The organism is Streptomyces sp. NPDC006602 (genome assembly GCF_042870385.1).
In the GTDB taxonomy this organism is placed as follows: Bacteria; Actinomycetota; Actinomycetes; order Streptomycetales; family Streptomycetaceae; genus Streptomyces.
Genome location: NZ_JBIAHG010000065.1, coordinates 1 through 20,352 on the forward strand (window position 1 = coordinate 1; position 20,352 = coordinate 20,352).

16 protein-coding genes and 3 pseudogenes are annotated in these 20,352 nt (G+C 69.1%); 5 read left to right on the forward strand and 14 right to left on the reverse strand.

Features of this window, described 5'->3' with window-relative positions; all coding sequences use genetic code 11:
• Positions 1 to 115: 115 nt before the first annotated feature.
• Positions 116 to 343, forward strand: a pseudogene (locus ACFYO2_RS48080) (NADP oxidoreductase); the annotation flags it as partial.
• A gap of 69 nt (positions 344 to 412) precedes the next feature.
• On the opposite strand, the gene ACFYO2_RS48085 reads toward ACFYO2_RS48080, so the two are convergent.
• The 13 genes from ACFYO2_RS48085 to ACFYO2_RS48145 form a co-directional block, all read right to left on the reverse strand.
• On the reverse strand, positions 413 to 2,917 hold the full coding sequence (locus tag ACFYO2_RS48085) for a SpoIIE family protein phosphatase (RefSeq protein WP_388363465.1): 2,505 nt from the start codon (positions 2,915 to 2,917) through the stop codon (positions 413 to 415).
• 257 nt (positions 2,918 to 3,174) lie between these two features.
• Complete coding sequence (locus tag ACFYO2_RS48090) at positions 3,175 to 4,626, reverse strand: FGGY-family carbohydrate kinase (protein WP_388363467.1); 1,452 nt, start codon at positions 4,624 to 4,626, stop codon at positions 3,175 to 3,177.
• Positions 4,627 to 4,632: 6 nt separating this feature from the next.
• Positions 4,633 to 5,346 (reverse strand): GntR family transcriptional regulator, encoded by a 714-nt coding sequence (locus ACFYO2_RS48095; RefSeq protein WP_388363470.1) that lies wholly within the window; start codon positions 5,344 to 5,346, stop codon positions 4,633 to 4,635.
• 35 nt (positions 5,347 to 5,381) lie between these two features.
• Positions 5,382 to 6,431, reverse strand: coding sequence for a hypothetical protein (locus ACFYO2_RS48100; RefSeq protein ID WP_388363472.1), 1,050 nt, complete (start codon positions 6,429 to 6,431; stop codon positions 5,382 to 5,384).
• Complete coding sequence (locus ACFYO2_RS48105) at positions 6,428 to 7,186, reverse strand: cyclase family protein (RefSeq protein ID WP_388363475.1); 759 nt, start codon at positions 7,184 to 7,186, stop codon at positions 6,428 to 6,430. Before ACFYO2_RS48105 ends, ACFYO2_RS48100 begins: the two co-directional genes overlap by 4 nt.
• 92 nt (positions 7,187 to 7,278) lie before the next feature.
• Entirely contained in the window at positions 7,279 to 8,295 is a 1,017-nt protein-coding gene (locus tag ACFYO2_RS48110) for an ABC transporter permease (RefSeq protein WP_388363477.1), read from the reverse strand.
• Positions 8,295 to 9,863, reverse strand: coding sequence for an ATP-binding cassette domain-containing protein (locus ACFYO2_RS48115; protein WP_388363480.1), 1,569 nt, complete (start codon positions 9,861 to 9,863; stop codon positions 8,295 to 8,297). Before ACFYO2_RS48115 ends, ACFYO2_RS48110 begins: the two co-directional genes overlap by 1 nt.
• A 6-nt stretch (positions 9,864 to 9,869) precedes the next feature.
• Positions 9,870 to 11,063 (reverse strand): sugar ABC transporter substrate-binding protein, encoded by a 1,194-nt coding sequence (locus ACFYO2_RS48120; protein ID WP_388363482.1) that lies wholly within the window; start codon positions 11,061 to 11,063, stop codon positions 9,870 to 9,872.
• Between the two features lie 34 nt (positions 11,064 to 11,097).
• Entirely contained in the window at positions 11,098 to 11,976 is an 879-nt protein-coding gene (locus ACFYO2_RS48125; RefSeq protein ID WP_388363485.1) for a cyclase family protein, read from the reverse strand.
• Entirely contained in the window at positions 11,977 to 13,191 is a 1,215-nt protein-coding gene (locus tag ACFYO2_RS48130; protein ID WP_388363487.1) for a CaiB/BaiF CoA transferase family protein, read from the reverse strand.
• Positions 13,192 to 13,193: 2 nt separating this feature from the next.
• The gene (locus tag ACFYO2_RS48135) at positions 13,194 to 14,903 is read right to left on the reverse strand and encodes a thiamine pyrophosphate-binding protein (protein ID WP_388363490.1); all 1,710 of its coding nucleotides are present in this window, start codon (positions 14,901 to 14,903) and stop codon (positions 13,194 to 13,196) included.
• Positions 14,904 to 15,114: 211 nt separating this feature from the next.
• Positions 15,115 to 16,014, reverse strand: a complete 900-nt coding sequence (locus tag ACFYO2_RS48140) for an MFS transporter (RefSeq protein WP_388363493.1) — start codon at positions 16,012 to 16,014, stop codon at positions 15,115 to 15,117.
• Positions 16,011 to 16,424: an MFS transporter gene (locus tag ACFYO2_RS48145; RefSeq protein WP_388363495.1), complete on the reverse strand. Its 414-nt coding sequence runs from the start codon at positions 16,422 to 16,424 to the stop codon at positions 16,011 to 16,013. Before ACFYO2_RS48145 ends, ACFYO2_RS48140 begins: the two co-directional genes overlap by 4 nt.
• Before the next feature lie 266 nt (positions 16,425 to 16,690).
• Here ACFYO2_RS48145 and ACFYO2_RS48150 point away from each other — a divergent pair, with 266 nt between their 5' ends.
• Positions 16,691 to 16,912, forward strand: coding sequence for a hypothetical protein (locus tag ACFYO2_RS48150; protein WP_388363498.1), 222 nt, complete (start codon positions 16,691 to 16,693; stop codon positions 16,910 to 16,912).
• A gap of 184 nt (positions 16,913 to 17,096) precedes the next feature.
• Here the strand turns inward: ACFYO2_RS48150 and ACFYO2_RS48155 are convergent, their stop codons facing one another.
• Complete coding sequence (locus tag ACFYO2_RS48155) at positions 17,097 to 18,077, reverse strand: phosphotransferase family protein (RefSeq protein WP_388363503.1); 981 nt, start codon at positions 18,075 to 18,077, stop codon at positions 17,097 to 17,099.
• Between the two features lie 392 nt (positions 18,078 to 18,469).
• Between ACFYO2_RS48155 and ACFYO2_RS48160 the strand changes: the two are divergent.
• The 3 genes and pseudogenes from ACFYO2_RS48160 to ACFYO2_RS48170 all read left to right on the forward strand — a co-directional run.
• Positions 18,470 to 19,004, forward strand: a pseudogene (locus ACFYO2_RS48160) (IS5 family transposase); the annotation flags it as partial.
• Between the two features lie 131 nt (positions 19,005 to 19,135).
• Positions 19,136 to 19,576: a GNAT family N-acetyltransferase gene (locus ACFYO2_RS48165; protein WP_388363501.1), complete on the forward strand. Its 441-nt coding sequence runs from the start codon at positions 19,136 to 19,138 to the stop codon at positions 19,574 to 19,576.
• Between the two features lie 84 nt (positions 19,577 to 19,660).
• Positions 19,661 to 20,127: pseudogene (locus tag ACFYO2_RS48170) on the forward strand (transposase family protein).
• Positions 20,128 to 20,352 lie beyond the last annotated feature (225 nt).

Consider the following 20,352-nt stretch of genomic DNA (forward strand, 5'->3'; position numbering starts at 1 on the left):
GCCCCTGCCCCACCACCGGAGCATGTGCGCCGGGGTGGGGCTGGACGCAAACGCAGCATCACCGCCAGTGATGCCCGTTGTGCAAGCCCGTCGCTGTAGCGACGGGTAGTTGACGCTGCTGACGGAAGGAGGCCCCTCGGCCGCGCAGCAACTGGCCGCGGCAGCACCGGGAGCTCACGTGGTCAAGGCGTTCAACCTGTGCCACGAGGACGTATGGCGCATGCGGCCGCCCGTCTTCGATGGGAGGCCGCTGGCCGTGCCGGTCTGCGGAGACGACGAGACGGCCCTCGCGCGCGTACGCGAGTTGGTGCACCACGTGGGCTGTGAACCCGTGGCCGGCGGACCCGCCGGGCTGCCGGGAGGCGTACCTGAAGATCTGGGGGACCTACGTAACAACGGCGTCGGGGACTGGTCAAGGGGCGTACTCGGTGAGCAGGAGTGCGATGTCGTCCATCCTGTCGCGTGACCGGGAGGCGTCCTGCAGCAGCTCGTCGGCCAGATCCTCCAGGCGGTGCCCGCCCATGCGGGCCAGGGAGTCGCGGAGCCTGTCGATGCCGGAACCGATGTCCGAGCCGCGACGCTCGACCAGCCCGTCGGTGTAGAGGGCGAGGACCGATCCGGACGCGAGGTGCAGCTCCGTCTCCGGATAGTCGGACATCGCCTCGACGCCGAGCAGAGGGCCACCCGGTACATCCAGGATGTGGGCGTGTCCGTCGGGCAGGCGCAGCAGGGGCGGGCAGTGGCCCGCGCGGACAATGCGCACGCTACCCGAACGGGGGCGGAAGAGGGCGTAGCAGCAGCTGGCCAGCAGCGCGGGGTCGAGTTCCATATGGAGCCGGTTGGTACTGGCGACGACATCGCTCGGCCGATGGCCGGCGGTGACGAAGGCCCGCATCGCACTGCGTAGCTGACCCATGGCGGCCGCGGCGGCCACGTTGTGTCCCTCGACGTCCCCGATGATCAACGCGACCTCATCACCGATGGAGATGACGTCGTACCAGTCGCCTCCGATGTCCATCCCCCTGGTGCCCGGAAGATAGCGCCCGGTGACGCGAAGGCCGGACAGTGTGGGCAGCCGGTGGGGCAGCAGCGCGTTCTGCAGGCCGCGGGCGAGGGCGAATTCGGCGTCGTAGAGCCGGGCGCGTTCGAGGGCCTGGGCGATCAGGCCGCCCAGTGCGGTGAGGAGGCCGCGCTCCTCGTCGGGGAACCGGTGGATGTCGTCGAAGCCGAGCATGCAGGCGCCGACCGGGCGGTTGGAGGCGATCAACGGCAGGAATGCCCAGGAGTTGGAGTGGCCGACGGGAATTCCGGGGTACGTCTCGCGGAGCTCGTCCCGGGACTCGACGAACAACGGCGCCCCAGAGCTCAGCGCGTCCGTCACGGGCAGTCGGGCATGCAGCGGGGTGCCCTCGAACCGGGCGAGAAAGCGCTTCGAGTAACCGTGCTGCGCGAGCAGGTACAGGCGCCGCTCCTCCACGACGGCGATCGCCAGCTTCTGGCCGCCGAAGGTGGGCAGCAGCTGCTCGGCGACGGCGTCGAACACCTCACGCGCGGTGACCGCCTCGGTGAGGGCGCTGCCCAGCTGGAGCACGCGGTAGAGGGAACCCAGGCGGGGGGCCGTAGGTGGAGGTGACAGGGAGACGGGTGGACCCTCCTCCGCGACGAACGTGCCGGGTCCGGTGCCGGCCGGTAGCGGCTGCCTCACGGGTGCCGCCCATCCCGTCATGCCCTGCCCGCCCGGGTGCAGGGAGAAGACGAGCCACCCGTCGGGTGGGCGGCGGACAAGGAAGGAGACCGGTTGCTGGGAGACCATGGCGGCGCGGTAGCGGTCCTCGTACACGGGATCGGCCAGCCAGGGCAGCACGTCCCAGGGACGTTGGCCGAGCAGTTCGTCCTGGCGGACACGGAGCAGGCTCAGCAGACTGTGGTTGGCATATGTGACACGTCCGTCCGGGGAGAGCGCGAAGAAGCCGTCGGCGAGCCGCTCGAGCGCCGCCACGGCAGCCATGCCGCTTCCGGAGTCGAGCACGGCGCCGACCAGATGGGACCCCGCCTCTGGGTCGTGCGGACTCTCGGGCACCCGGCCCCACAGCTCGACGGTGCGAAGCCCCCCGCCGCCGGCCCGGATGCTCAGGCAGTGCGCGAGCACATGTCCCTCCTCCACCGCGGCACGGGCGGCGGAACGGAAGCCGGGCAGATCCGCCGGTTCGATTCTGGCCGCCAGGGTGGCCGCCCGTCCGTCGAACTCGCGGGGCGGGATCCCGAAGATCGCACACAGCTCGTCGTCGGCCAGGAGGGCCCCGGTGTCGAGGTTCCAGTCGAACAGGCCTACCCGGATCACCGGAGCGGACGGCATCGGGACCACCACCGGAGCCGCCCGTTCGTCCCACTCGCCCAGCAGCCGACGGGCGCTCAGCCCGGCAAGGGCGGTGCCCAGACGATCGGCCGCGGAGCGCAGCTGCCGACGCTGCACCCTCGACAGCCCCGTCCGGTCGGGCCCGGACGCCCACAGCACGGCCATCGATCCGAAGGTCCGCCCGCCCGCTCTCACGGGTACCGAGGCAGAGCCGAACGGGTAGGGCACGGCGACCGAGAGCTGGGGGAAGCGCCGCATCGTCTCCTCCGCGCCGCTCAGGTGGACCATGCGCCCAGAGCGGTACGCCTCTGCCACGGGAATGCGGCTGTTCACCGGGATCCGACGCCACCCGCCCAGCAGGGAGGGCGGTGTCCCGCACGCCGCGGCCAGTACGAGCGAGCGACGGTCGCCGGAGAGCAGGAACACACTTCCTGAATGCGCTCCGGTCGCCTCCACGGCACTGACGGCGGCGCTGACCAGCGCGTCGTCACGCTCGGGAGTTTCGCCGACACGTGCAGTGCCGAACGGGTACGAACTCGATGCCACACCGTTGGCAGACACGTTGCCTCGATCATCCCTGGAGAATTTGTTCCATTTTAGGTTGCTTTACGGTTCCCTGTGGATGGATGCCGGGCCGGAAGCAGGGCGAGTGGTGATCGGCGGTGCGTAACCGGCAGAGGCGACGTTGGCCCAACAAGCCGCAGGGGCAATTGAGTGGGGGAAGTCCACTCCGGACATCTCCAGCACCAGCGGTTGACCGGCAAGCAGGCCCTCGACGGCGGCCCGGAAGGCGGGTCCGGAGGGGTGGTCCTTTGGCATCAGTCCTTGGCCTGGAGCCACTGCCGGTAGAGCTGGTCGTAGCGCGCCGCGATCGGCGTCTGCGGGATGAACCGGCGCAGACGGGGTTTCCTGCGAGCCTGCGCCGTTGGCAGATCGGGCTCCAGTCCCGCGGCGACCAGCGCGAGCAGCGCGGCACCGTGCAGACTGGCGTCGGCCTCCGAGCTGGCGTGCACGGGCCGGCCCAGCACGTCTGCCCGCAACTGTGCCCATTCAGGCGAGCGTGACGGCCCGCCGGTCAGGACGACGGGCATGTCGGGAGCGTCGTCGACCAGCAGGGTGTCCACGGCCTGGCGTACGACATAGGCGGCGGCCTCCTGCGCGGCGTGCAGGACGTGGGCTGCGGAGTGGTGTTCGCCGAGACCCCAGAGCATGCCTCGCTCGTTCTGGTTCCAGTCGGGGAATCGGCTGCCCGTCAGGAGCGGAGACATGGACAGCCCGTCGCTACCGGGAGGCATGGCGCGCACCGCGGGGCCCAGCCGGCGCAGGGCGGTGGCCGGGTCGCCGAGTCCGAGCAGGCGGACCCAGTAAGCCAGCGCTCCGCCGGTCATTCCGGTCGCCCCGCCGCAGGTCCAGAGGCCAGGAGTGAGGTAGGGGTTGAGTACCGCCGCAGCGGGACGTTCGTCGGGGGATGTGATCACCCGGGTCAGTACGTCGGTGGTGCCTGCCACATCCACGACGGGGCCGGGGGCGGAGCCTGCCACGGCGGCGGCGCCGACCGTACCGTCGGGACCTCCGGCGGCCACGGGCAGTCCCGGAGGCAGGCCCGTCGTGTCGGCGGCGGCCGGAGTGACGGCACCGACGATGTCTGTCGCTGCGTGTTGCGGGGGAAAGTGTTCAGGGCCCGTGCCCCCGATGGCGAGCAGTCGGGGGTCCCAGACCCGGCGGGTGACGTCACTGCCGAGCGTGTACGCCGCGCTGGTCATGTCGGTGGCGGCCTCGCCGGTGAGGCGCAGTACCAGGAAGTCCTTGGGGGCGAGAGCCCACCTCATGCGCTGGTGCAGCGAGGGGTCCTTGTTCTTCAACCAGTGGAGCAAGGGGACCGCTCCGCCCGTCATGGCGGGACGGCCGGTCAGGCGGAGGGCGGTGGCCGGGTCGGGCCACCCGGCCGCGACCTCGCGGACGCCGCGAACGTCGGCCCACCCACCGGCCCTGCCGAGCGGACGGTGCTGGTCGTCCACCAGGACTTGGCCGACGTGTCCGGCTATGGCAAGAGACCGCAGGTGCGAGGGTGCGGCGGCACCGGATGTGATCCGGCGAAGGACGTGGCAGAGCCCGTCCCACAGGCGCTCGGCATCGAAGGTGTCGGCGCCCTCGTCGGGGCCCCGCTCGCTGCGGGCCTCCAGTAGCCGCTGTCCGTCGTGTGTCACCAAGGCGGCTCGGACGGCCGATGTGCCGACGTCGACGGCACACACGAAGTCGTCGATCCCCATCGCACGTCACCTCTCGAGCCTGATGAGCAGTGGGAACTCGGGTCGGCTCCAGCTGTGCGCGAACTCCACCGGCCCGACCCCCTCACTGTGGGTGAGTCGCGTGATGGCGATGAGCGGGGTGCCCGCCGGCACCTGGAGCAGTGCGGCCCACTCGTCGCTGGCCGCGGCTGCGGACACTTCCTGCTCGGCCCAGGTCAGCCGGATTCCGAAGCGGTCGGCGAGAGTCCGGTACAGGGACCCGCCGAGCAACTCCTCTTCGGCGAGGGCGGGCGCCAGTCCGTAGGGGATCCAGGAATCCTGGATGGCGGCCGGCTGGCCGTCGACGACCCGCACCCGCAGCAACCGTATGACCTTCTGCCGGGGTTTGAGGCCGAGTCTGTCGCTGACCTCCGCCGGGGCGTCGGTGACCTGCTGGACGCGGACCAGGGTGTCGATGGCGGCGTCCCCGCGGCCGATGTCCTCGCTGAACGGTCCGAGAGTGTGGACCTTGCGGTAGGTGGCGTGATGCTCGGCCACGAACGTGCCCGCGCCACGGCGGCGGACCAGCCGGCGTTCGTCGGTGAGGCGACCCACCGCCTGCCGCACCGTCATTCTGCTGACGCCGTAGTGTTCCGCCATCTCACCCTCGGACGGCAGCCGGTCGCCAGGCTTGAGGGTGCCGCAGGACAGCTGCCTTGCGAGGTCACGGTAGATCACCTCGTACATCGGCAGTCGTGCCATGCGGTGCCTCCCTTTGTCGCGTGTTGCCCGCTTGGTTACGTGTTGCCTGCGGACGGCAGGATCCCATGCACCGGCCGGGCGGTGGGGACTTCGCCGCGCGCCCAGCCGACCGCGGCCAGGCCTGCGTCGCCGCGGCGCACCCACACGTCCAGGCCGATACGGGTCCGGGAACCGTCCCGCTCCACCTCGCGCACCGCTCCGGCGGCCTCGATACGGTCGAAGGCGCTCACGGGCCGCAGGAACTTCACATGCAGCCAGCCGGTCGTGAACCACTCCGCGCCGAACGCCCGGGTGAGCAGCTCGGCCAGATAGCAGACGAGTTGCTGTCCCTGGACGATCGGTACCGCAAGGCCGGCGGCACGTGCGGTGACGAGGTTGTCGTGGATGTTGGTGACGAACTCACCGATCCGGGAGAACACGGCCATCTGCTCGAACGTGATCTCCTTGTGCAGCGGCTCCAACCCCATGCCGGTCGCCGCCGCGCCGCCCAGGTGCTCCGCGAGGGGCAGGGAGGTGTCGTATGTGTCGCTGACCCTGCGGCCACTCGCGCGACCTGCCGAGCCGCGGCCCGCCACCTCTCCGGGGGTGGTCCGCATGATCTCCACTCCGCGGTGGCGGACCAGCGTGCGTCCGTTCTCGTCCCGGGCGTCGGCTTCCATGACGACGTAGCTCTGCCCCCGGCGCTCGTACTTGTCCAGGTAGCGGCCGGCGAGTCGCACCCGCTGCCCCACCAGGACGGGCTGGTCGAACCAGAGTTCCTCCTCCGTGTGCAGCCCCACGACCTGGCTCGCCGCGTAGTGCAGGGTGAACAACTGGAGCAGGTCGTTGGCGAGCAGCCCGGCGTGGCCGATGCGCGGGCCGTCGGGGCCTGTGCGCAGGTACCAGTCGCCGTGGTCGTCCTGCGTGAACGCGAAGCGCTTGACCTTCATGTCGTCCACCACCAGGTCGACCGGGCCGAACTCCTCCGGGATGACGATCTCGTCGAACACCGGCGGTTTCAGACCCGCCTCCAGGTCCTTGTCATGTATGGCGCGGGACGGGTCGGTGAGGTTGCGGCCGCGGACCGCCGTGCGGTGCGTGGTCATCGCTCTGCTCCGTCCACGACGGCCACCGCGCGCAGCGGGGAGCCGGTGCCGTGCGCGATGCGGAGCGGGAACGCCAGGAAGAAGGACAGCGGGGGCAGCCGGTCGAGGTTGGCCAGGTTCTCGATGATGAGCACACCGGCGGACAGCAGCACGTAGTGCGCCGGCAGTTCGCCGCGTCCGCCGTCGCCGCTGTCGAGGCTGACGCAGTCGGTCCCCACGGCCCGCACGGACCGCCCGCGCAGCAGCTCGGCCGTCTCCCGTGCGATGCCCGGCCAGTTCTCCAGGTGGGCGAAGCCCCTCTCGTGCAGGTCCCAGCGGGTGCGGGCCCACTGGAAGTCCAGCAGCACGATGTCCCCGGCCCGCAGCGGCCCGTGGCGTTCTTCCCAGTCGCGCAGGGGCTGTGGGCCGACCATCGCGTCGGGCTCTGGTGGCGGGTCCAGGGTGACGGTCGCGCAGCGGCCGGTGAGCGCGGTGAGCGAAAGCTTCTCCACGCTCACGTCGGCGTGCGGGCCCTGGATCGGGAAGTGGCAGGGGCTGTCGACATGGGTGCCGGTGTGCTCGCCGAGCACGAGCTGGTTCATGCGGGCGACGTCGCCCATCGACAGCCACCGGTTCTGGAAGTACTTGGCGTGGGTGGGGTAGGTGGGCATGCCCTCTTCCAGGGTCCGGCTGAGGTCCACCAGGCGGGCACCGGCGAGTGCCTCGCCCAGCGCCCGGGGAGTCGTGGGATCGTGCTCTGCCGTCTGTGTCCGCATCCCGTCCTCCTTGGCGAAATCGCAGGATGTCGAGTGGTGTTCGGTGCCGGGGGCCGGGGGAGTGGTCCGGTTCCCTGGCTGTCGGCTGTGGGTCATCCGGTCCGCACCTGGCGGGTCTCCTGCCGCGCGACGAGGACGGCGATGATCAGTACGCTTCCGTTGAAGATGGGCTGCACCCAGAACGGCACTCCCAGCAGGCTCAGTCCGTTGAAACCGATGGCCAGCAGGATGATCGCGACCAGGGCGCCCAGGACGTTGTAGTAGCCGGGCCGGTAGGTGGCCACCCCGAGGAACGCCGCGGCGTAGGCGGGCAGCAGCAGCTCCGGACCGTAGCCGGGGTTGGCCGAACCGGCTTGGGCGAGGGCGAAGTTGGCGGCGACTCCCACGATCAGCCCCGCGGCGGCGAAGGCGGTCATCCGCATCCGGTTGGTCCGGACACCGGCGAGGTAGGCCACGCGCTCGGAGCCGCCGATGGCGTACCAGAAGCGGCCGTGCGGGGTGTGCTCCAGTACGTAGAAGAGGATCACGGCGAGCAGCAGGGTCAGCCACACCGCCAGCGACAGGCCCAGGAAGTCCTCGGACGCCAGGGTCGTCACGGAGGACGGGATGTTCTCGAAGATGACCTTGCCGTTGCTGATGCCCTGGGTCCCGCCGCTGAGCAGGATGCCGACGCCGAGGGTGGCGATGAACGAGCTGATCTTGAAGTAGACCGTCAGTACGCCGTTGACGAGGCCGACGAGCAGGCCGACCACCGGGCCCGCGGCGATGATGAGCACCGGATTGCTGGTGTGCTGGGCCACGACGGCTTCGAGCATCACCAGGAACCCGATGAGATACCCGACGGACAGGTCGAACTCGCCGATGATCAGCGGCATCAGCACGGCGAGGGTCATGGTCGCCGTGACGGCCTGCACCAGGGCCACGTTCTGCAGATTGTCGGCCGTCAGGAACCGGTCGGAGGAAAGGGTGAAGACCACCATGAGCAGGGCGAGGAGGACGAGCGTCTCGTAGCCGCTCACCCAGGAGAGCAGTCGGCCGGGAGTGAGGCGGTCGCGCGTGCTGCGGTCGGATGCCGGGGCGTCGATGTGCCGGACGGTCTTGTCGGTCATCACATGGCCTTCGTCATGAGGTTCTCGGCGGTCATGGTGGCTCCGGAGATCTCCTCGGCGACACGCCCGTCGCGCAGCACCAGGACCCGGTCGCACAGGCCCGCCATCTGCTCGGGTTCGGTAGAGGTCATCAGGACGGCGATACCGCTTGCTCCTGCGTCGCGGATGGCGTCGAACATCACCTCGCGAGCGGCGGGGTCGACGCCGTAGGTGGGGTCGGCCAGGATCAGGACGCGTGGCCGCATGCGCAGCAGCCGGCCCAGGACGACCTTCTGCTGGTTGCCACCGGACAGTCGGCCGTAGACGGTCGCCGGATCGGTGGGCCGCACGTCGAGGTAGGAGATGACCTGCCGGATCGCCGTGCGCATCTCCGCCCGCCGGTGCCAGAATTTGCGTGCCTCGGGGAGGATCACGTTGTCGCTGACCGACAGAGTGTGGATGCCGCCTTCGCGGAGCCGGTCCGCGGGCAGGAACACCAGGCCGTGGCGGATCGCCACCCTGGGCGGCAGCGTGTCGGGCAACCGGTGTCCGGCGACCTCGATGGTGCCGCCGCGGCGCTGTTCGGCACCGGTGAGCAGTCGCGGCAGCTCCTCCAGGCCGCTGCCGCGCACCCCGATGACGCCTACGATCTCGCCCGGAGCGATGCTGAGGCCGAGTCCGTCGACATCGTGCCCGTGCAGGTCCCGCACGTGCATCACCCAACCGGCCTTCGGCTGCGGCAGGGGGACGCCGTCGCGGCCGCCGGCCTCGCGCCTCCACAGGGCGGTGATCCCGGCCCCGTCTTGGGCGGCGTGGGCCCCCGTCCCGGCGCGCGTTTCGCGGGCCGAGCGTGCTGCGGGGGCGGTGCCCCGCATGACCCGTATGATCTCGGAGCGCTCCACCTTGGCGGCGGGGCCCTCGATCATCAGTCGGCCGGCGTCGAGGACACTGACCCGGTCCGCGTAGGCGAGTTCGGCGAGCCGGTGGGTGACGGCCAGGACCGGCAGGCCGCGGTCGGCGATGTCCCGCACGTGGCGGAGGAAGGGCTCGGCCTCGGCCTCGGGCAGGGCCGCGGTGGCCTCGTCGAGGACCAGCAGCCGCAGGTTCTCGCCGGCGGTGCGCACGGCGAACTCCACGGTGAGCATGGCCCGCTCGGCACCGGTGAGGCGTCCGGCCAGTTCCCTGCCGCGCCGCTCGATCGACAGATCGTCGAGCAGCCGCTGGGTGTCCGAGCGGAGTCGGCGCCATGCGATCCGGCCGAACATGCCGCGCGGGTAGCCGGCGAACAAGGCCACGTTCTCGGCGATCGACAGCCGGTCCACCAGCGGGGCTTCCTGGTGTACGACCCGCACCCCGGCCGCCGCGGCGGCGGCCGGGCTCCATCCGCCGGTGACGTCCCGATCGTCGATCAGGATCCGCCCGGCGTCGGGTACGTACACTCCCGTCATCACGCGGACCAGGGTGGACTTGCCGCTGCCGTTGGCGCCCAGCAGCGCGTGGATCTCACCGTCTTCAACGGTCAGAGAGACCTCGCTCAGGGCCGCGAAGGTCCCGAACCGCTTGGTGACGCCCTGCAGCGCGGCAGTCATCGGACCTCACTTCCACAGTCCGTCGAACGTGCCCGGGTAGTCGAAGGAGGCGTGCCAGTCGGAGCCGGACTCGGGGACGTTGTCCTTGTCCAACACGACGAAGGGCATGTTCTCGCCGTGCGGCTCGGCCAGTGGCTTCTTGGTGAGCAGCCGGGACGTCTGGTCGAGCATCGCGTAACCCATGTACCGGTTGTCGTAGGCGGCGTCAGCGACCTGGACCCGCGACTCGCGCACGAAGTTCAGGTTTTCCTGGCTGCCGAGCACACTGATCAGGCGGACCTTGTCGCCCATACCGGCCTGGGCGATCGCCGGCACGACCGCTGCCGCCGCCGGGTCATAGGGGATGAACACGTAGTCGACGTCAGGATTCGACCGCAGGTAGCTGACGACCGACTGCGGCAGCACCTGGGCCACCTGGTTGCCCGTGAAGTAGCGCAGCGGCTGCACCGTACAGTCCTTGCACTTCTTCAGCTCGTCCAGCAGCCCCTTCTGCAGGGCCAGCACGGACGGAAACTCCTTGTCGGAGTAGACGACGATGTTGGCCTTGCCCTCGGAGTCGGCTTGCACCCACTGCGCGGCCTTCTTCCCGAGAGCGGCGTAGTCGGGGCCGACGTCGAAGGCGTAACCGAGATTGCTCCCCGTTGGCGTGATGGGCGGGTTGGGGGAGTCGAGACCGTTGGATCCGGCGCCCACCGGCACGCCGGCCCGCTTCGCCGCCCTCAGCCCGTCCTGGACCGCGTTCGGGTCGATGGCGATGTTGAGGATGATTTTGGCACCCCACGAAAGGGCGTTGAGCATCTGGGCGTTCTGCTTGTCGGGCGTACCGCCTCCGTCGAGGACTCTGACCTGCCAGCCGAGCTTCTTCGCCGCCTGCTCGGCACCCGTGGCGGGTGAAACGCAGCCGCTGAGGATGCTCAGGCAGGTGATGACGGCGACCTTCAGGTTCTTGGGCGCGGTGACCGGCTGGGTCGGGCCCTGGTATTCGGCGGGCGATTCGGTGGTCGCCGCGCGGTGAAGGTCGTCCCACTGGTCGGAGCGCGGACCGGCTATCGCGGCGGCGTTCTGGGCGTCGGCACCGGCACCGGAGGCGTTCTGTGCGGAGGAGCCGATCCCTGCGCAGGCGCTGCCCGCGGCGAGGACCGCTGCGACCGGAACAGCGAGGACGGAGTGGCGAATGCGTCGTCCGTGTGTGGTGTTCATGATGGTGCGTCTCCTGCGACGAACGGATGGTGGATCAGGCGATCGCGACGGGCCGCACGGGCGAGCCGGTCGCGCCGGTGATGGGGAGAGGCAGGCACAGCAGCAGGAACTCGTGGACCGCCGCGGCGGCGAGTTCCTCGAGATAGACCCATTCCATGAGCGGGATACCGAGGTCGCGGATCAGGAGTCGGTGCACCGGCTGGGGTTCGCCCTCGACACCGGAGGGGGCGACCTCGACGGCCGCGGTGTCACTGCCGACGGCGGCCGGCTGGTGCCGGGCTAGCATGCGGGCACCGTCCAGGTCGAGCCCGGCCCCCTCGACCGCGGTCATCGCCTGTGTGTCCGGCCAGTGCTTCATGGTTCCGGTGCGCAGCAGCACCACGTCGCCCTCCCTGAGCCGCACGTCCTGCCGTGTCAGCGCCAGGGAGATCAGATCCTCGTCGACGTGCTGGTGGGGCTGCAGCGTTTCCTGCCCCAGCGCGCCGGGGGCGTCCACGAGGACCGCCCTGCACAACAGCGGTGGCAGCGTCGATGCGTCGTGGGTGAGGGGACCGTGGTCGCCGAGGTACTCGCGCGCGGAGTAGCCGCCGTACCACTCGTCGTTCTCCCCCGACGTGATGTGCGCCAGGGCATCGATGTGGGTGCCCGAGTGCGCGCAGAACGAGAGGATCTCGGAGATGAAGCCGAACCGGGAGGCGTTGTCCCGAAGCCACTCCAGGTCCCCCTGGGCACCCTGGGCGCGTTCTCCAGCGGGGGTTCTGAAGGTGAGGACCTGAAACGGCGGGTGACCGGGCGCCAGCGGCATCCCGGGCCACCATCCGGAGGAGAGGTCGAACACCCGGCCCTCCCCTGCCAGGGGCAGAGCGGAGGGGCTGACGCGCAGGCCGGTGGGGCGGTGCGTCGGTGTGGTCACTCAGATCACCCCCAGGGACTTCAGGCGGGCGATCTCCTCTTCGGACCGTCCCAAAAGCTGCCCGTAGACGCGGTCGTTGTCCTCGCCCACCAGGGGCGGTGCCTTGCGTACCGACCCGGGAGAGGCGTTCATCTTGATCGGGATGCCGGGCAGACGGAGAGTGCCCAGCGCGGGGTGGTCGACGTCGAGCATCATCTCCCGCGCCTTGATCTGCTCCGATTCGACGACTTCGGGGATCTCGCTGACCTTCCCGAACGGGATGCCGGCCTCCCCGAGGACCTGCGCGATCTCGTCGCAGGGGCGGCTCTTGGTCCAGGCGGCGACGGCTTCCTCGAGTTCCTCGATGTTCGCCATGCGGCCCGGAACCGAGGAGAACCTCTCGTTCTCGGCCAGGTCCTGACGTCCGATCGCCCGGCACAGCCTCGGGAAGAGGGGGTCGGTCCCGGCGTGGATGTAGACGTAGCCGTCGGCGGCCGGGAAGACGTTGGCAGGTCCGGTGAGCAGGTCGCGGGATCCGTTGCGCCGGGGGTGCTCACCCAGCATGGCGTAGGCGCTGGGCCGGGTCCCCAGGGAGGCGAACAGCGCGTCCAGGGACGCCACGTCGACGTGCTGTCCCTGCCCGGTGCGGTCCCGGTGCAGCAGGGCGAGCATCGCGCCCATCGCGCCGTGGAATCCTGCGATGTAGTCGGCGATGTACGTGCCCGTCAGGGTGGGCTCGCCGTCCGGCGGACCGGTCAGGCTCATCAGCCCGGACGTGGCCTGCGCGATGGCGTCGAAGAGGGCGCGGCGCGCGAGCGGCCCGGTCTGCCCGAAGCCGGAGATGGACACCAGGATGACCCCGGGGCGCAGCTCCTCGAGTCGCCGGTAGGGCAGCCCCATCGCCTCCATGGTCCCGGGACGGTAGTTCTCCACCACGATGTCGCTGCGCCGTACGAGGTCCTCCAGCAGCGCCATCGCTTCGGGTCGCCGGGTGTCCAGCGTGGCCCCGAACTTGTTGCGGTTGTAGACCATCGTGTAGATGCTGTGCTGCCGGTGGAACGGCGCGTGCTTTCGGGCGTCCTCCCCGCTGGGCCGCTCGATCTTGATGACCTCGGCGCCCATGTCGCCGAGGAGTTGGCAGCACAGAGGCCCGGCGATGAACCGCGACAGGTCCAGCACCCTGATTCCCTTCAGCGCCCCGGGGGCGACGGTGCCGCGGGCGGTGCTGTCGGTCATGATCAGCCCTCCTCCGGCTCGTAGGGTCGGAAGGCGGGATACGTCCAGGCGTTGACGCTCTGGTCGATGGGGACGTCGAAGAGGGCGGGAGACCGGCCTTCCAGGGTTTCCCCGACCCGCTTGGCGAGCTCTTCCAGGCTGGTGGTCCGCTCGGCCGGCAGGCCCAGACCGCGGGCGACCCAGGCGTAGTCCGACGGCCCGAAGTCCACGCCGATGGTCCGGTTGCCGTAGTGGACGATCTGTTCCTGGCGGATGTTGCCGTAACCGGCGTCGTTGAGCACGACAACCGCGACCCGGCCGCCGACCCGCACCAGCGTCTCCAACTCGGCCAGACTCATGCCGAGCGAACCGTCCCCGACCAGGGCCAGTACGGGGCGTCCGGGATCGGCCACGACGGCCGCGACGGCGGCGGGAACGGCGAAGCCCATGTTCCCGAAGCCCACCGGCTTGATGTAGCTGCCCGGCTGCCGGATCTGCCACAGGTACGACCACACCCCTGGATTCCCGGCGTCCGGGATGAGCAGGGTCTCGTCGGGCGCGGCCGTGCGCAGCCGCCGCACGACCTCCGCGGGCGACAGGCCGTCCCCTTCCGCGGTCGCCTCGACGGCGGCCGATTCCTGCCACCACAGTTCCTCGGCCCGCTGCAGCTCGGCTATCCAGGACGACCGGGTCGAGGACAGCGCGGCGGCGCGGTCGGCCAGTAGACTGAGCAGCTCCTCCAGCGTGGCCCGGGCGTCCGCGACGACCCCGGTCGTCCGGCGGCCGTAGTTGCGGCCCAGCATGGCGGGGTCGACGTCGATCTGGATCACATGCGGCAGCTCCATCCGCCACCGGGCGGTCGAGACGGCGTTGAGGCTGTTGCCCACCGCGAGAACCAGGTCGGCGTCGGCCATGACACGGCTGGACAGCCGTGTGCCCATCCGGCTCAGCGCGCCGAAGACGAGGGGGTGTGTGGTGGGTACGGTGCCGATGCCGTTGAACGTCGTGAGTACTGGTATCCGCAGTGACTCGGCCAGTGCGAGGGCGGCCTCGCCCGCACCGGAACGGTTGCAGCCGTTGCCGAGCCACAGCACCGGCCGCTCGGCCTGCGCGAGCCGTGTGGCGACATCGGTCAGCGCGTGGGCGTCGGCACGTGGGCGCTGGACGACCCACCGGCACATCGGGTGCTCGTCTTCGGGCACGGCCGCGTCAGCGTCGGGCACGGGCCCCTCGATCGTGTCCCGGGCGAAATCGAGGTGGGCCGGCCCGGGGTTGCCGGACATGGCATTCAGATAGGCCTCCTCCACGGCCTGACGCAGTGCCCCGGCGTGTGCCACCAGGCGGCTGTACTTGGTCAGAGGGCGGAAGAGCTCGACGTGGTCAGCGTTCTGCGCGTCGTCCCGGTGGATGTTCTCACCGGCGTTGTTGCAGGTCAGGACGAGCACCGGGCTTGAGTCACGGACCGCGCCGCCGATCCCGGTGAGCAGGTTGGTCGCACCGGGACCGGTGGTCGCCAGGCAGACCCCGGGAGTCCCGGTCAGCCGGCCGTAGGCGTCCGCCATGACAGCTGCGGCGTTCTCATGGCGTGCGGTGATGAAATCAATCGCCGACGAGGCCAGGATCGCGTCCGTGATGGCGAGTGTCTGACCCCCGGGCACTCCGAAGACCTTCCGGATGCCCAAGGACTCCAGCATCCTCACGACCAGCTCTCCGCCGGTGATCGACCCAGACATGTCCGTTACCTTCACTTCGCCCCGTATGTAAGAAATCTATCTAGTTGTCTAGATATTTCCATTGAGATGACGTGGGGCGCGGTTGTCAAGGGGGAGTCGGGCAAGAAGTTCGATGAGCGTTAAATCGCCCAAGATGGACACGCTCCCGTGCTGTAACGCCGGAGCTGTCGACTGCGGGAAGACAGCCCCGGCACAGGCGGCCCGCGCCGCACTACACCCGACTACACTCGCTTCGACCCCGAGCCCCGCGGCAGCGAGCCCTCCGCCCTGTCGTGGGGAGAACCGGTACTCTCCATCTGCTCCAGGCCGGGAAGATCACCGGGCACAACGTGGCGAGCAGATACACACCGCCAACGGCCAGCAGCGACGAGGACAGCCCGACCGAATCCACGAGGAAGCCCGCACCCAGCCCGCCCAGCGGAGTGACCAGCTGGAACGAGGCTGTTGTCGCACTGAGCACGCGGCTGCGCAGTTCCGCCGGCACCGTCTCATACATCACTGTGGCCATGATGGGGTTGAGCACACCGCAGGCGAGACCCTCAACCGCCATCAGCGCCGCCAGGGGCGCGAAAGTGTCGGTGAAGGCGGCCACCACGAAGCGCGGCAGGCCCACGATGAGAAACGCGATCGTGAACACTGGCCACCGCCAAAAGCGGCTGCCCACCGCCCCATAGACCAGTGCCCCCGTGAGTGCGCAGATGCCGAACGCCGCGTTCAGCAGACCGAGATCGATGGAAGCACCAAGCTCCTCACGGGCATGCGCGGGGAGGAGCACGGCGCTCCATCCCTGGTCGAGGCCCCTGGTGACCAGCGTCATCAGGCACAGGCCCAGCAGCAACGGCGTGGCCGCCACGAAGCGATACCCTTCCGCGAGTTCACGACGGTAGGCACGCAACGACGCCGGCTCGACCCGCCGCTGGGCCTGTGCCTCAGGCAGACCGCGCACCCCGAACGCGAAGAGCGGCGCTGACACAGCGAAGGTCGCGGCATCCACCAACAGCACGTTCTCGGCTCCAAGCGCGGCGATCAGCACACCTCCGAGAGCCGATCCAGTCAGCGCCGCACAGCGTGCCGCACCGTCGTACAACCCGGCAGCCCTGGTCAGCGTCATTCCGGCGCGCTGGGGAGCGTGGGCAACAGCACGCCGCGGGCAGTTTCACCCGGCGAACGGAACAGCCCCGTCAACGCCATCAGCACGCACAGCATCCAGAAATGCAGGATGTCGGCGAACTGCAGCAGCGGGACAGCCGCAACCGCGACTCCGCAGGCGAGATCCGAGGCGACACTCACCCGCCGTCGCCCGATCCGGTCGATGACCGGACCACTGACGAGCGCAGCGAGCACCACGGGCAGCAGTGTGCAGAACGCGACGATCCCGGCCTTGGCGGCACTGCCCGTGCTTTGCAGCACGAACCACGGCACGCCCATGTACGTGAGGCAATTCCCAGTGATCGAAACGAGGTTGGCGGCAAGAACCGCTGTCAGAGGACGGCGATCACCCGTCAAGAATTCTTCGGGCACTACGGTGGTCTCCCATGAGGGGAAGCGCCCACCGCGAACGAAGCAAGTCAGCCGGTGGGCGAAGCGAAGTGGTCAGCGTCTGGCGCGCATAGCGAGGCGCACCGCGATGCGGTGTTCACAAGCAGCGCCTCCAACACTTCGCCGGGATGACCACCCGGCACCTCCACGCATTGTCACCTCGGGCACCGGCCCTCCGCAACGACGATCCTTTCGCAACGGGCGGGCTCGCGCAGGGAATGTCCGAGTTTCCTTGAGGTCGGAGCGTGATGATCACGGTGACGGCCGCCGACATCCAGGATCGCGACGCCGCCCGCGACGTGTTCTGGCGCCTGCGCCTCACACAGTCGCAGATCACCCAGGTCTGGGCCGACTGTGGCTATGCCGGCGACCTCGTGGGCTGGGCCCGCGACCGCCTCTGGCTCACCCTGCGTATCGTCTCAAGGCCCAAGGGCACCAAGGGCTTCGTTGTCCTGCCACGCCGTTGGTAAGTCGAACGCACGATCGGCTGGTGCATGAACGCCGCCGTGACGCACGCGACTGCGAACGCATCCCGCAGCATTCGGAAGCCAACCTGAACTGGGCACTCATCACCATGATGACCCGCCGCCTGACCCGCAGGAGCCCCCGCACTGCCTGGGTGAAGTAGCCCAGTGCGAACCCCGGCTCGACGTCCTAAACCACTGCGACCAGCGCCAGCGCCTCGTTCAAGTGGTGCTCGGCGATTCCCTGCATGAACTCTCGGTCGGGGAAGTCTCCCTCCAGCAACCGGAGGGGACCCGCCGTCAGCGACAGTCGCTGAGCGAGCGTATAGAGCGCGAGCCGGTTCTCGTCGAGGCCTTCCACCGCCAGCCGTCGATAGTGGCCATCGGGATGGCGGAGCTGGAGGAACACGTGCTCCCACTCGACGTCGAAGTACATCAGATCCTCGATGTCGATCAGAACGGGGTTGCCGTCCCGGTCCACCAGCACGTGGTCCAGCCCCAGTTCGCCATGGACGACCGAGTAATCGGCACGCGGCCGAACTGATGCCGCGAGCTCTCGCAGCCGCTCCTCCAGCCGGTCGCGGGCGTCCGCGATCCTCCGGTCACGCGAAGCCGCCTCGGCCAGGCAGCCCATTGCGAAGGCGAACGCGGCTTTCTCGCACGACACCGCCCGCGACGTTCCGCCTCCGTCTATCAGAGCGACCTTCCCGAAAGACGGCGCCCGATGACTTCGCATCGCCGCCAGGGCATCGGAAAGACGCGCCATCGTCGGCTCGGCCGCGCGAGGGTCACGGTTGAACAAGTCCATCAGGTCCTCACCGGGAAAGTCCTCCACAATCGCGAGGTCAGCCGGGTAGTGGACGCACTCGCGATCGACCAGATGAAGCTCGGGAACCCGAAGTCCCAGCGCGTCCAGCCGCACGTGGGCAGCCTCGAACAGATCGAGCCCGACGCCAGGCGAGAACGGGTCCGTGAGGTCGCCGTCACCTTCGGCCGTCGGCCAGTAGTTCTCCGACTCCTCCCACAGATAAGCGATAGCGGTCGCAGCGTCGTCCATCGTCAGTCGGTACACGCCCTTCCTGCTGCCGCCCGCGAGCCGCTCGACCGACTCCAGCCGCCGCCCACCCCCCAGCGCGACCCGCGCCGCCCCCGCCAACTGGTCTCTCGTCACTTCACGAGGTGTCACGTCCGCAACCCACCTTTCCAGTCCGACAACCGGGGCACCCTACGCGAGCCGCCGCTCAATGCCGAATGATTTGTTCCGGAGTCACAAGCCTCGACCTGCCTTCAAAACACCTACTCAGAGGCAGTGTTCACCTTTGGCGTGCCACTTTGTCTTGCTTTCTGCAGTGCGACCGTGTGGTGCAGGTGGGGCTGAGATTGGAGCTGGGTCCTACGGGTTGGATGGTGTGACAGCTGAGGTCGAAGTCGAGTTGCGCCTGTTTCGTTCCAAGAGGTCCGAACCAGTTCCGTGCTTCGACGAGGCAGAACGCGCGCCTGGGGGCACACACTTGCCGGCGGTACGTCCAGTTCCTGTAGGAACGCCGTGCCCATCCGAGTGAGCTGTCCGACGCCCGCTGGGAGCTGGTCGAGCCGGTACTGGTGGCCTGGCAGGCCGAGCGACGTCAGCATGCCCTGGACATCGGACGCCCACCCGAGCATGACCTGCGCGAAATCCTGAACGCGATCCGGTACGTGGACCGCACCGGGGTGCAGTGGCGCTGTCTGCCGCACGACTTCCCGCCCTGGGAAACTGTCTACGGCCACTTCGCCAAGTGGCAGAAGGGCGGCGTGTTCGCCCAGCTCAACGGACTACTGCGGGAGTTGGTGCGGCAGCAGCAAGGCAAAAGAGGCAGCCCGTTAGCCTGCGTGATCTACGCGCAGAGCGTGAAGACGTCCACGAGCGTGCCCGCCGCAAGTCAGGCACGGACACGGAACGGACACGGACACGGACAAGAAGATCGTGGGCAGGAAGCGCAGCATCGTCACCGACACACTCGGACTGCTGCTGGCAGTGCTGGTCACCGCGGCCAGTGTTCAGGACTCAGTGGCCGGCACCCACCTCCTCGGCCGCGTCGCCGCCGGGATGCCTCCCGTTCTCGTGAGCATCGACTTCGGCAGCTGAAGCGTCAGATGTTCGGCCGTGCTGGGTTCGAACTGCTCCGCAAGCGGGTCCTCCTCGGCCCGTGATCTGGCCACCAGACTTGGCGCGGACATTACGATCGGGGCGTGACGATCAAGTACGAGTGGCGGGGCGACTTCGACAACACCGCCCTGAACGCGCTACACGCTGACGGCTTCGGTCACCCGGTTGCCCAGACTGACTGGCGAGCACGACTTGAGCGCCACAGCCTCGGCTGGGTTTGCGCGTGGGAGGACGACTCTCTGATCGGTTTCGTCAATGTCGTCTGGGACGGTGGAGTCCATGCCTTCATCCTGGACACGGTGGTTGCCCAGCGCTGCCGGGCCCAAGGCGTCGGCGCCGCGCTGGTCGCAACTGCAGCCCATGAAGCCCGTGCCGCGAAGTGCGAATGGCTTCACGTCGACTTCGAGGAGCACCTGAGGCCCTTCTACTTCGATGCCTGCGGCTTCAGGCATACCGCGGCAGGTCTGATCGCTCTGGCTGATCGTTCAGTGAGCCATTTCCAACCTGATGGTGCAGGTCAGTGACGTGGTGAGGGTCGGTAGCCGGGTCAGGCGAGCTCCCGGAAGGACAAGCAATCGACCAAGGAAGATGCCCCTACGGGAGCCTCGTTGCTGCCTTACCCCGCCTCGATCCCCCTGTCCACCCGATCGCTGAACCACCTTGCCGACCTGATCCGCACCCACCGTCACCAGCGACGATCCCGCCGGCGCCGACTCGACCCCGGCCGGCAGGCCCTGCTCGCCCTGACCCGCCTGCGCAACGGCGACACCCTCACGCATCATCGCCGCATTGACCAACGCTGACGTGATGACCTTCGCGGACAAGGCGTATCAAGGCGCCGGCGGTTTTCGTGCGTACCGTTCAAGCGGCACCGCTACCGGCCCCCGAAGCTGTCGCGCCGGCAGAAGGCCGTGAACAAGGCCCACGCCCGGATCCGCTGCCGCGGCGAACGCGCTGCCACCCTCAGGACCTTCAAAATCCTGACCAAGCTGCGCTGCAGCCCTCCCGGACGACGGCAATGGTGCAGGCCATCTTCGTTCTCCACCACGTCGAAAACCCGACCTTCCAAGGATGAGGAACGCTCAGCCATCCCGACCGACGCTGGTGATGAGTTTTCGCGCCCGCACCCGTCACACCTACGACGGGACACGACGAGGCGGAAGGATGACGTGATGAGTGCGGACACGCGGCTGGAGGAGCTGGGCGTGAGCGGTCTGGGCGAGGTCGATGAGCCGGCGTTCTCAGGGCTGGCGGAGCGGCACCGGCGGGAGCTGCACGTGCACTGCTACCGGATGCTCGG